The 11,497-nt window shown below is 72.1% G+C and carries 14 protein-coding genes; 3 read left to right on the forward strand and 11 right to left on the reverse strand.

Translation table 11 applies throughout. The features are described 5' to 3' along the window. Positions 1–273 (reverse strand): hypothetical protein (locus tag ACSNN9_RS25240; protein ID WP_436675708.1); only part of this gene is annotated, 273 nt, incomplete at its 3' end. A gap of 348 nt (positions 274–621) precedes the next feature. Between ACSNN9_RS25240 and ACSNN9_RS25245 the strand changes: the two genes are divergently transcribed. Next, positions 622–807, forward strand: coding sequence for a helix-turn-helix transcriptional regulator (locus tag ACSNN9_RS25245; RefSeq protein ID WP_357723968.1), 186 nt, complete (start codon positions 622–624; stop codon positions 805–807). 831 nt (positions 808–1,638) lie between these two features. Here the strand turns inward: ACSNN9_RS25245 and ACSNN9_RS25250 are convergent. The 7 genes from ACSNN9_RS25250 to ACSNN9_RS25280 all read right to left on the reverse strand — a co-directional run bounded on the left by ACSNN9_RS25250 (position 1,639) and on the right by ACSNN9_RS25280 (position 5,890). Continuing rightward, positions 1,639–2,433: a hypothetical protein gene (locus ACSNN9_RS25250; protein ID WP_436675709.1), complete on the reverse strand. Its 795-nt coding sequence runs from the start codon at positions 2,431–2,433 to the stop codon at positions 1,639–1,641. Beyond that, positions 2,430–2,723, reverse strand: coding sequence for a hypothetical protein (locus ACSNN9_RS25255; RefSeq protein WP_436675710.1), 294 nt, complete (start codon positions 2,721–2,723; stop codon positions 2,430–2,432). Before ACSNN9_RS25255 ends, ACSNN9_RS25250 begins: the two co-directional genes overlap by 4 nt. An 88-nt stretch (positions 2,724–2,811) precedes the next feature. Then, complete coding sequence (locus ACSNN9_RS25260; RefSeq protein ID WP_436675711.1) at positions 2,812–4,359, reverse strand: recombinase family protein; 1,548 nt, start codon at positions 4,357–4,359, stop codon at positions 2,812–2,814. 44 nt (positions 4,360–4,403) lie between these two features. Further along, positions 4,404–4,532 carry a hypothetical protein gene (locus ACSNN9_RS25265; RefSeq protein WP_436675718.1) on the reverse strand — a complete coding sequence of 43 codons (129 nt, stop codon included), beginning with the start codon at positions 4,530–4,532 and terminating at the stop codon, positions 4,404–4,406. 90 nt (positions 4,533–4,622) lie between these two features. Next, a complete protein-coding gene (locus ACSNN9_RS25270; RefSeq protein ID WP_436675712.1) occupies positions 4,623–5,222 on the reverse strand; it encodes a hypothetical protein in 600 nt (199 codons plus the stop codon). Between the two features lie 111 nt (positions 5,223–5,333). Next, the gene (locus tag ACSNN9_RS25275; RefSeq protein ID WP_436675713.1) at positions 5,334–5,579 is read right to left on the reverse strand and encodes a flavin reductase; all 246 of its coding nucleotides are present in this window, start codon (positions 5,577–5,579) and stop codon (positions 5,334–5,336) included. Further along, positions 5,579–5,890 carry a hypothetical protein gene (locus ACSNN9_RS25280; RefSeq protein ID WP_357866522.1) on the reverse strand — a complete coding sequence of 104 codons (312 nt, stop codon included), beginning with the start codon at positions 5,888–5,890 and terminating at the stop codon, positions 5,579–5,581. The genes ACSNN9_RS25275 and ACSNN9_RS25280 overlap by 1 nt, the downstream gene beginning before the upstream one ends. Positions 5,891–6,255: 365 nt before the next feature. Here ACSNN9_RS25280 and ACSNN9_RS25285 point away from each other — a divergent pair, with 365 nt between their 5' ends. Beyond that, the gene (locus tag ACSNN9_RS25285; RefSeq protein WP_436675714.1) at positions 6,256–7,023 is read left to right on the forward strand and encodes a DUF5753 domain-containing protein; all 768 of its coding nucleotides are present in this window, start codon (positions 6,256–6,258) and stop codon (positions 7,021–7,023) included. After that, positions 7,014–7,205: a DUF397 domain-containing protein gene (locus ACSNN9_RS25290; RefSeq protein WP_436675715.1), complete on the forward strand. Its 192-nt coding sequence runs from the start codon at positions 7,014–7,016 to the stop codon at positions 7,203–7,205. The genes ACSNN9_RS25285 and ACSNN9_RS25290 overlap by 10 nt, the downstream gene beginning before the upstream one ends. Before the next feature lie 118 nt (positions 7,206–7,323). Here the strand turns inward: ACSNN9_RS25290 and ACSNN9_RS25295 are convergent, their stop codons facing one another. The 3 genes from ACSNN9_RS25295 to ACSNN9_RS25305 form a co-directional block, all read right to left on the reverse strand. Then, a complete protein-coding gene (locus ACSNN9_RS25295) occupies positions 7,324–9,756 on the reverse strand; it encodes an LppU/SCO3897 family protein (protein WP_436675716.1) in 2,433 nt (810 codons plus the stop codon). 342 nt (positions 9,757–10,098) lie between these two features. Next, entirely contained in the window at positions 10,099–10,236 is a 138-nt protein-coding gene (locus ACSNN9_RS25300; protein ID WP_165947779.1) for a hypothetical protein, read from the reverse strand. Positions 10,237–10,495: 259 nt separating this feature from the next. Then, positions 10,496–11,497: dihydrolipoamide acetyltransferase family protein (locus ACSNN9_RS25305; RefSeq protein ID WP_436675717.1), on the reverse strand; the 1,002-nt coding region annotated here is incomplete at its 5' end.

The following is an 11,497-nucleotide window of genomic DNA, read 5'->3' on the forward strand; positions in this document are numbered from 1 at the left end:
GCGGACGGTTCTCGCGGGGGCGGGCGGGGTGTCGAGCCACCGGACCCCCTCGCGCAGGACGAATAGCTCGCGCTTCGCCACGGCGCCGCCCTGGGCGTCGAGCTGGTAGCCCTCGAACCACGCCCAGCCGTACGGCGGGAAGCGGTCGGTCAGCTCGCGGATCACACGGACGCAGATCGGGGCCACGAATTGCGGCGACGCCTCGCGGGTCAGCCACACGATGTCGCCGGCCTTCAGGCGGCGCAGGGGCGTCGGCTCGGGGCGAGGGCTCACCAGCGGCCCCCGTTCGCGCGGTAGGCCCCGGCGCGGGTCAGGCGCCCGGCGCGGCCGATGGTGTCGACCTCGCGGGTCGGGGCGTTCCAGCGCGGGGCGATGTTGTGCGGGGCCGGGCGGGGCTCAACCGGCGCGGGTGCGAATCAATCCGGGCAGGGAGCCGACAGGCCACACGAGCAACGGCGCCAGAGCGATCGCCAGGTTCGGCGATGGCGTGGGGCGAGCGGCACGGGTTTGTGTGTACGGCGCGTGGGCATACCGTCACGTTGGCTGACCGTTGACAGGTAGTCAACCCCCTCGGTGACAAGTTGCCTACCCCCGTCGCCGGAAGGTCCGCCTGTGCGAGTTATGGCGCTTTCAGAGGTTGCCGACCACCTGGGCGTCTCGCGCCAGCGCGCCGCGATCCTGGTCGACCGGCCGGACTTCCCCGCGCCCATCGACACGCTGACCGTCGGACGCATCTGGGATGCCGCCGAGGTTCGGGCCTACGCGCAGCGGCGTGGACAGCGGCTCGCGGACGAAGAGCCCGGCTGACGGACCCCGCCGCGTCTGGGTATTCGGCCCAACGATTGCGATCGTTGCCTGCCGCCTAGCGACGAAATGCCTGGTCGAGACGGTGTTGCATCAATCCGCCGCAACCTCCGTCCCGGCCAGATGGCGGAAGGCGCGGAGTCCGGTGACGCGCCGGACACGCCGCCCAACTTGACCCCCGCAGCGGGGACGTCGAGAGTGGAAGGCGATTCGGAAAGAACAGCAAGTTCCCGCCTACAGGTTGGGTTCGGCTGCCGCTTGGGGGCGCCCGGCGGGGTCGGTTCCACCGGTTAAGCTCGTTCCGAAGCAGAGGCACTGATCGGCGTCACTGCCGGGCCTAGTTCGCCCCCAACGCGCGCGGGGGACGAACGAGAACCCGCAGGGGAGGTGATCGATGCCAAAGCGGAGGAGGAGGCCCAAGCGCCACCCGCGCGCTGGCACCAGTCGGTGGCAGCGCGCAGGCATGGATGCGGTGATCGCGCTGCAACTGGCGTATTGGGCGGCGAGGTTGGTCGACACCCTGACCGGCTTCGTCGGGGGTGGGGCTACCTGACCTGACGGGCCAGGTAGACCCCTCCCACAGCAGTACCAGACGGTTGCTCAGGGCGTCGGAAACTCAGAGCACCCGCCGGGTGTAGCTCCGTTGCGTTCTGTATCGCACAGAACGCAACGGAGCGCTACACCCGTCTAGGTTGCCTTACTGGCAAGAATCAAGCAACAAGGCGTGTCGCGATTCTTCTTGGTCGTGTAACGGGTCGGCACGCTAGGACCTCACATGTCTGACCTGCCCAGCTAGGTTCTGTCTAGTGCCTAGCTGTTGCCCTCGGACACGGCTCACGCGATCACCAGTACAGGCACCTCCGCCGGCCGTCGGCGTCGTGTCGGCACCTTGTCGGCAGGCAGGTACCGGCGGACGGTCCGCTCACTGACGCCCAGCCGCGCGGCGATCTGCGCCGGGGTCGCGTCCGGCGTCTCGGCCAGCACTGCCGACACCCTGTCGGCAGTCTTCGGCGGTGCCGCCACCGGATCGGGCGTGGCCGGCGGCGTGGCAACACGGGCGACGACCGGCAGCGTCTGGACGCCGGGCGGGATGACCGGTGGGCGCGGCCGGGACGGCGGCGCGACGGCGGGCGGTGCGGGGGTCGAGACAGGACCAGGGACGGCCTCGGACGGGACGGGGGCGGCCTCGGTCAGGGTCGGCTCGGCCGGGGCGCCTGCAGGCGCCTGGCGGTGGGTTGGCGCGGCGACCGCTGGTGTCCGGGCGAAGACCAGCTTCACCAACGCCATGAACGCCAGGGCGGGCACTGCCGATAGCAGCCACCCCGAAACACCCGGCTTCGCCACGGCGAGCTGTGCGGCCAGCGACAGGCACGCCGCGCCGATCAGCAGGGCCAGCGGGTAGCCGGTCGGCGCTCCCGCCCGGCGGCGCCGCCGGATTTCCAGCAGCGACGCCACGGGGACTAGTTCGCTGACGCAGGCGTTGACCCATCCGAACGCGTCAGGCGTGCCGTCCGGGCTGTTCGCCATCGTCCAGTCGTGGACGTGTGTAAACGACGCCCAGCCGGCCGCAGCGCCGACCATAAGCAGGATCAGGACCAGTAGCGCGCCCTCGGCACGCTCGCGGGTCATTGGGCACTAGCCAGAGCGTCGGCCAGGGTCAGGGCCGGCACCCCGTGTAGCGCGGCGTAGACCGGCTCGGGGAAGTCCTCGGCCCCCGGAAGGGCTACCACGGCATCAGCGGCGCGGGCGGCAGCCAGGTCGTCGGCCACGACGGCGAGGAGGTCGTCAGGGTCGACCGTGTCAGCGATGGTCGCCGAGGTAACCAGGAAGCCGGCGGCGAGCAGGGCGGCAGTCGCGGCAGCCAACGCGGCGGCAGAGAGGGCCGGGGCCGCGACGTACAGGCGGATAGGGTTGGACACAGCGGAACCTCCGATGTTCCGTTAGGGCCCTGGTCGGCGGCGGAATCGCTCGGCCGGGGCCTGCCTTATTTGATTGTCAGAGTGAGATTTAGGCATCGACGGATGCAGGCTCGGTTTCGTCGGCCCAGGTGAACCGAAGACGGGCGACCGGGTCGAATCGCACGCCCCGCCGGCCCTCGGCCGGGGCAACGGTCACGGCGTTCAGGGCTAGGCCGAGAAGGTCGCGGCGATCGGGGACCGTGGCGGCGTCCCACGCTTCCTGAGCTAGGACCGGGTCGAGGAGCGAGCTAATGTCCGCCTCGGGTAGCGGGAAATCGGCGAGGTTACGGCGCAGCCCTGCAACGCGGGCTGTCAGCCGTTCGTGTAGACGCGTCCATCGCTGGATGGCATCGGGACCGACGAACTCGCCGCGAAGGTATCGGGCGTCTTCGAGGTCGACCAGGGCGGCGTTAGCGTCGTCCAGGGCGGCGGTGATGGTCGCGCGCTCCCGAATTACGTCGGGGTCGTGGCGGGCTACCCAACGCTCGGCGACGGCGTCTAGCAGCGGGTCGCCGGGCTCGGTCGCGGCGAGTCGGGCGATGAAGGCGGCGATCACGGCGCGGTCTACAGCGGCGATAAAGGCAGTCGTGTGTGCCGGGCAGGGCTTGCCGAGGCGGCGAGCGTGGCAGACGTACGACCGGCCGGCAGCCGACATGCGCCCCCCGCAGCCCCCGCAGCGCAGGAAGCCGGTCAGGAGATGCGAAACCTCGGCGCGCACGCCCCGGTTGCGACCGGTCATGTCGGCGGCGGTGCGGTCTTCGAGGATGCGCGCGACCTGTAGTTGCTCGGCGGGTGTGATGATTCCACGGCCGATCTCGACGCTCTCGCCGGTCTCGGGGTCGCGCCACGGGACAACCTTTCCCGTGTACTTTCCGTCGCGCTTGACGGTCTCCGGAAGTAGTCCGGCGAACGCGGGGGACTTCAGGAGTTGCGACAGCGTCCCGACGCCCCAGGTGGCCCCACGCGGCGAGGGAATCTGACGGGCGTTCAGGTCGCGGGCGATCCTGACCAGCGGCTCGCCGGTCAGCGCACGTTCGGCGATCTCCCGGGCGGTCGGCGCGGTGTGCGGGTCGTGGTCTAGCCGGCCGTCCTCGCCGATCGCGAGGCCGTAGGGCGGCTGTCCGCCGATCCAACGGCCTAGGTTGCGAAGGTGGGCCTTCGCCGAGGCGACGCGTAGACCGATGTTCGCCGACTCGCTGCGGGCGACCTCGGACAGCAGCGCCAGAACTAGGCGGGCCTGTTGCTGAGACGTGTCTAAGCCGTCTTGAACGAAGACAATCCGGCCGCCGACTTTCTCGACCTGGTCTAGGACTTGGCCGACCTGGCCCATGCCACGGCGCGACAGGCGGTCGACTTTCCAGACGATCAGGGTCCCGACGGTGCCAGTCGTTAGGGCGGATACGGCGGCATCAAACCCGGCCCGGTCGACGGACTTGTAGCCGGAACGGCCCCGGTCGATGTGGACAGTGCGGACCTCTAAACCGTTGCGCGTGGCCCAGGCTCGGCAGTCGGCCTCCTGGCGCTCGATCGCAGTCTTTCCCTCGCGGTCGAGGGATAGGCGTAGGTATAGGTCGGCGAGGTGTTCATGGTGGGACATGCCGAGGACGCTAGGCCCTCAGTCGGCCGAGTTGCAAGCTTCTTCTAGGACTTCCAGAAATCCGCGATCACGATCTTGCCGCGCAGGTCGGACAGCTTCAGCTCCCGCCCGCCGGTGTTCAGCCAACTCCGGCCCCGCAGCTCGGGGGCACGTACGCGCGGTGTCGTTCCCATGGTTGTCAGCCTGCCATGTCGCGCTGGGCCCGAGCCGGGCTCCGTGACCCGGACGACAGCGGCGAGCCGAAAAGACCCATGGCGGCACCGTCAGAGGTCGAGCCGGATGTCCCGGATCGCCTGCTGAATCCAGTGGTTTCCGTCGGATGCTTCCAACCGCGCGAGCTCCCGCTGGAACTCTGGCGCCCTGGGCTCGAGGACGCCCAGGAGTTCCAACGCGCCGATCCTGGCCCCGACATGTGTTGAACACAGCCAGGGGTAGTAGGCCGCCCGGCCGCTGTGGATGATGGCCCGGGTCCGGGTGACGAACCCGGACAGGTGCGTGTCACCAGGGCGTAGGGGCTCGGGATGGAATGGGCCGTCCTCGCCGACACAGCTCAGCAGGAGGCTGAGCGCCTCGGCGGCCACCTCGGGCCGTTCACCGCGACACAGTTCGATCAGGAACGGCGCGGCCGGTTCGGCGGTGCGGAAGTACAGGCCGGAATGGCCGTGGATCAGGGCGCCCTTCAGCGCCTCGCCCCACTCGCGTGCCGCCCGGCCTTCCGCCGTCGCCAGGCCGCGGATCAGCTCTGGAATCTCACACGCGTCACGTGCGGCGTCTGTCGGATCGCGCGGTCGGAACCTCGCCCAGTCGACCGAGCCCAGCCCCGCGAAGGGTTCGGGACGCGAGCCAGGCGGCGAAGCAACCATCGAATCAGAGTACGGGGACCATGTGGGTCGAGGCGTGGCGCAAGGTGCCTGAACGAGGCTGCTCGATGGTCGCCCGATGGACCCGTCGGCACCCGAGTTACGAGACGTCCCTCAGCGGGCGCGGGCCCAGCCGGTGAAGCGCTCCGCCAGGTCCGCCGGGGGATTGCCGTGGTCCAGCTCGGCGAGTTGCCCGGCGGCCTCCTCGCACAGCCCCGCGAGGTGGACCATCAGCGCGTCGCGGTTCTCGCGGTACTTCGCGAGGAGGAGAAGCTTCGCCGTCGAGCAGGGCCAGGCCACCCCGCAGGCGGCGCAGCGCCAGGTGGGCCGGCTGGGGACGTGGGCGCGGACGTGGACCATCAGCCCACCGCCAGGCGAGAGCGGGACGGTGGCCGGCGGGAGAGAGCGGGCCGGGCCGGAGCCGGCGCGGTGACGACCCACTCAAGGCCCTCGCGCAGGACGAACAGCTCGCGCTTCGCCACCGCGCGGCCCTTGGCGTCGAGCTGGTAACCCTCGAACCAGAGCCAGCCGTACGGCGGGAAGCGGTCGGAAAGCTCACGGATCACGCGGACACGCATCGGGATCACGAACTGCGGAGACGCGGCCCGGGTCAGGCTGAGCACCTCGCCGGCCCGCAGCATCCGTACGGGAGGCGGCGTCCGCGCGGTCACCAGCGGTCCCCGTTCCGCCGGGCCGACGAGCGCGACGCGGTAACGACGTCGCCCACGCGCCCGGGCCCCCGGTACGGCGGGATGAAGGGACCGATCGGCCCCGGGACGACCGGACGGGCCGGCGGCGGGTTGATCTTCGGCATGGGTGTCCGACTCTCCTCGGGCATTGCTCCCCCTCGCGCGGCGGTGGTGGGAGGGGCCGCCCGGTTGCTCGCCCAGGGCGGCCCCGTCAGCGCGACCGGCGGGCTCCATCGCCTCCACCGGCTCACGCCGTCTACGAAGCACCCTGCCGAGGGTTGTCGGACAATCACACAGCGTTAGATGATTTCTCGGGAACGTTCTGATCGCTCCAGAAGGGACGCGGCATGAACCATGCATTCGTGGCGGCGCTCGCCGAGGCGTGCGAGACAGCCGAAAGCTTGGGAGGTCGCCTCGGAATTCATCCGAAGACCGTTGCTCGGTGGGCAAACCCGGGACGCATTCCGCAGAGCCGGCATCGTGCCGAAGTAGCGAAGATTCTCGGCAAGAACGTGTCGGAACTTTGGCCGGACACGCTTAACCGCCGCGAGCCCGTGTGGTTCCGACCGTGGGTCGACATCGAGCGTGAGGCGGTGGCGCTACGGGCGTTCCAACTCTCCTGGGTGCCGGGCCTCCTTCAGACCGAGGCTTACGCACGGGCCACGTTCACAGGCCAGCCGCTAGGGAAGGACACGGTGAGCGAATTGGTCTCGGCGCGTGTCGCCCGCCAGGCGATCCTGACTCGCGATCGCGGACCCCTGTTCGTCGCGGTACTGGACGAGGGGATCATCCGACGTCCCGCCGCCGGAGACCGGAAAATCATGGCCGAGCAACTCGCTCACCTGGTGAATTGCGCCGAACTGCCGAGCGTCCAACTCCATGTCGTGCCCCGTGGGACGGCCACGTATCCGGGCCTCGACGGACCTTTCACGCTCGCCGAACTTCCCGACGGGACGCGGGTGGCGCACGTCGATAGCCAGGCACGAGCACAAATAGTCGACCAAACATCCGACATTGCTACGCTGGAGCACCGGTGGGAACGCATACGGGGTGAGGCTCTTCCCCGAGGGCGCTCCTTGGAACTTCTCAGAGAAGCGGCAGCATCATGGACCTGACCGGCGCGCAGTGGCGCAAGAGCACGAAGAGCGGCGGCAACGGCGGCGACTGCGTCGAGGTCGCCGACAACCTTCCCGGCGTGGTAGGGGTCCGCGACTCGAAGGACCCGACCGGCCCGGCCCTCGTCTTCGCCCCGGCCGCCTGGCGGGCTTTCGTCGCCCAGGTCACCGAACGGTCCTGATCGACCAGACGCGCGAGCGCCCGTCTCCCATGGGGAGGCGGGCGCTTCCGTTTCGTGCGACGACACGCGGCGCTGGCGCTGTCGGTGTTCGCGTCCGCACGCGCCGTCGTCGTTGTAGCTACTGACCTGCCGGCTTGAGGCAGAGCACCCGGTTGGTCCCGCCGCCCTGGAGCACGATGTGCGGCTGGGTCGGGTCGGCGCACTTGTCCTTCGCGTCCACCTTGGAGACCACGGTGAAGGCACCCGCCTCGCCGCACTGCGCCGCCGCCGCGCTCTCGCCCGACTTCTTGACGCAGCTGCCGACCGCCGGGTCGAACGCCGGGGCCTTGTCCTCGCCGCCGACCTTGCCGAGCAGCATGAGCAGGCCCAGCGGCACCGCCAGGATGAGCACCGCCGCGACGAGCACCGCGGCGAGCACCCGGCCGTTGCGCACCTTGGGCGTGGGGGCCTCGGTCTTCGGCTCCGCGATCGGCTTGAACGAGTCGAACCGGTTCTGGTCCTGCTCCGAGCCGCCCTGGTCCCAGGAGGGGCCGGACTGCTGCGGGGGCGGCGGGAAGGCCGGCGGGAACGCCCCGCCAGGCGCGTGCTCGGTCGTCGGCGCAGGCCCGTAGCCGGGTGCCGCGCCGGCGGCTGCCGGCGTACCGAAGGGGTCGGCGGGGCGGTCCGCGTCGTCGTGCGGCCGGACCCCGTTCACCGGTCGGTTGCTGGCCGGTGCGTCGACGAAGGACGGCACACCCGGCGGGAAGGCCGGGGGCGCGGCCGGCGAGGCGGGCGCCATCGGGGCGACCGCGCCGAAGACGGCGGTCCCGCTCGGCGCCCGGTCATCGAAGCGGGCCTCCGGTCCCTGGTCGAACTGGTGGGCCTGGCCCTGGCCGAAGCGCGGCTCCTGGCCGAAGCGCGGGTCCGGCTCCTGGCCGAACCGAGGGTCCGGCTCCTGGCCGAACCGAGGGTCCGGCCCCTGGTCGAAGCGGGGCGCCGGCGCGTGGTCCGGGCGGTGGCCGCTCGGGTCGTCCTGCTCCGGCTCGTCCGCCGGCTCGGGGCGGGCCGGCCGGCCGTAGACCCGGGGCTGCGGGGCGGGCGTGCCGGCTGGTCGCAGGGCCTGGTCGGTCGGCGGCAGCACCCGGCTGGCCAGCGGCACCGAGGCGCTCGCCGAGACGCTGCCGGCGGCCGGTTCGGCACCCCCCGGCGACGGTACGGCGGCCCGCCCGCCCGCCTCCGGCGACGTGCGCGGTGCGGGGACCACCGGACCGGCGGGCGACTGCGGCTCGTCGTGCCGGGAGCCGGCCTGGGCCCAGGCCGGCTGCTCCTGCTCGTACGCCGGCAGGCCGCCGTCCCGGCCGGGCTGCTCGGGGGCGAACTGGGCCGGCGGGGTGTAGTCGACCGGCGGGGCGGCGGCCAGGCTGGCGCCGGGCACCCGCTGCTCCTGCGGCGGCAGCGGCACGGCGTTGGCCGGCGAGATGCCGGGCCCCGGTGGGGGCTGGTAGATCGGCGGCTCCTCGGCCCGTTCCGGCTCCCAGCCGTTGCCGGCCCGGCCCGGGGCGGGCTCGCCGGCCTCGGCGCGGCCCCACGCCTCGTCCGCCGACCACGGCTCGACGTCCGGTACGGCCGGACGCTCGGCGGCGTTGCCGGCCCACTGCGGCGGGTTCTCCGCAGCGGGGCCCCACGGCTTGGGCCCGCCGTCGCCGGGCGCCGAAACGGAGGCCCGGCCGGGCGGGGTGGAGGTGGGCTGTGCGGCGCCCCAGCCGTTGGCGTCCCGCTCGTCGGGCTGCGAAGGCACGGACGCGGCACCCCGTGCGGAGCGCTCGTCCCGGGCCGGCCACTCGCCGCCCTGGGGCTGGTCGTCCCGGGGCGCGTCGTCGCGGGAGGCGGCCCAGGCTCCCGCCGGGCGCTGCTCCGCACCGGCGTCCCAGCCGGGCTGCTCGCCCTGCTGCTGCTCGCCGCCGGAGCGGTTGGGGTCGTCCTGCTGTTGTCCCGGGTTCCAGCCGTTGGCGGGGTCCTGAGGGGACTCGGCGTTCCAGCCGCCGGAGCGGTTGGGGTCGTCCTGCGCGGGCCAGGGCTGGGGGGCGGGTGCGGCCTGCGGGACGCGGGCGGCGCCACGGGCGGCGGGCTCGGGCTGCGCCCAGGCGGGGGACGCCTGCTCGGCCGACGCCCAGGCCGGCTGCTCCGGGGTGGCGTGCGGCGGCTGCGGGGTGGCGTGCGGCGGTGGCGGGGCAGCGGCGGCCCAGGCCGGGCCGGGCTGCTCCTGCGCGCCCGGCCACGCCGGCTGCGGCGATCCGCCGGCCGGTCCCCACTGGCCGGGCTGGGCCGGGTCGGTCTGCTGCGGCGCCGGGGTGGCCCACGCGGGGGCCTGCTGCTGCTCACCCTGCGCGCCCCAGGCGGGCGGGTTCGGTCGCCCCGACGGGGGCGGGGGCGCCCAGCCCAGGTCGGGGGCGCCAGCGCCGTATCCGTTGTCCTGCGGTGCCGGGCGGTCGCCGTACGGCGCCGGTCCGCCGGCGCCCGGCGACACCTCGTCCGGCTGCTGGCCGGGGTGGTGCGTGCCCTCGGACGTCATGCGTGCGCCTCCTCCATCACCTGTCGGCCGCCGCTGCCGATCGGTCTGCTCGGCAGGGTGGCCGGCGTCGCCGGTGTACCGGCCGTGCCGGCTCCCCGCACCGTATCCGGTGACCGCCCGAGGGCGTCCGGGGAGCACGGCCGTCACTCCCCGTGGCCGGATGGTGTCGAGCGGCTTCTATCGACTCGACTGCTCCGGGTCGGCGGGCGACGACCGAAGCCCACCGTACCGGGCGCTGGGGCGAGGTGGAATCCCGGTGTCAGCCGCTGCGAAACGCCGACGACCCGCCCGGGCGGACCGGGCGGGTCGTCGATCTGGAGGAGGTGCGAGAGGTCCTGGGCGTCAGCTCATGTGACGCTGGGCGATGGCGAGGATCTCTTCGCGGACCGCGGGCGAGTTGGCGGAACGCAGCGCGTGCTCGATGGCACGGGCGCGGCGGTTGGCGTCGCGGCGGTTACGGATTCGCTCGATCATGCTCACGGGTCTCTCCTCCTGGCTATTCGGTTGTCAGCCCCTTGATGTCTCCATTGAACCCCAAGACGGCCGCAACTTCCATCGATTGTTAGGTGAGCTGGGACACCCACCGAACAATCGAAGGTGTGAGGACCCGTTGGCCGACGTTTCCGTGTGCCGAGGGTGAATGGTCGGTGTGTCGGGCGTGAACCCCGCGCCAACGGACACGGCCGGTGTGCCCGGGCGTGAACCCGTGCACACCGGCCGTGGCTGGTGTCGTAACCGGTCAGGTCCAGGCGAGCAGCGCCGCCTCCGGATCGGCCAGGAAATCCCCGATGTCGCGCAGGAACTTCGAGCCCAGCTCACCGTCGATGATGCGGTGGTCGAAGGACAGGCCCAGCGTGGTGACCTGGCGCGGCCGGACCTTGCCCTTGTGCACCCAGGGCATCTCGCGGACCGCGCCGAAGGCCAGGATCGCCGACTCGCCCGGGGGCAGGATCGGCGTGCCGGTGTCCACCCCGAACACGCCGACGTTGGTGATCGTCAGCGTGCCGCCGGACATGTCGGCCGGCGAGGTCTTCCCGGCCTTGGCCGTCTGCACCAGCTCGGTCATCGCGTCCGCCAGCTCGCGCAGCGAGAGCCGGCCGGCGTCCTTGATGTTCGGCACGATCAGCCCGCGCTCGGTGGCCGCCGCGATGCCCAGGTTGACGTAGTCCTTGACGACGATCTCGTCGCCGGCCCAGGTCGAGTTGACCATCGGATGGCGCTTGACCGCCAGCAGCACCGCCTTGGCCACCAGCAGCAGCGGCGAGACCCGCACGTCGCGCCACTCCCGCCGGTTGCGGAGCCGGTCCAGGGCCTTCATCGCCCGGGTCACGTCGACGGTGAGGAACTCCGTGACGTGCGGCGCGGTGAACGCCGAGCGGGACATGTTCTCGGCGGTGAGCTTGCGTACCCCCTTGACGGGGATGCGCTGCTCGCGGTCCGCGCCGAAGCTCGCGGCCGCCGTGACCGGAGCCGACACCGCGAGCGGCTCGGCCGCCGCCGTGGTCCCGCTCGCCGCCCGCTGTACGTCCTCCCGGGTGATCGAGCCCAGCGGGCCCGACCCGGTCAGCGTGGCGAGGTCGACGCCGAGGTCCTTGGCGAGCTTGCGTACCGGCGGCTTGGCCAGCACCGGCCCGCCCCCGTTGCGTCGATCATGGACCTGTGGTGCCGGAATCGTGGTGATCGGAGGTGTCCTGTCCTCCACCACAACTGCATGATCGACGGCCTTGGGCGGGGTGGGCGG

Source organism: Micromonospora sp. URMC 107, assembly GCF_051386315.1.
Classification (GTDB): domain Bacteria; phylum Actinomycetota; class Actinomycetes; order Mycobacteriales; family Micromonosporaceae; genus Micromonospora.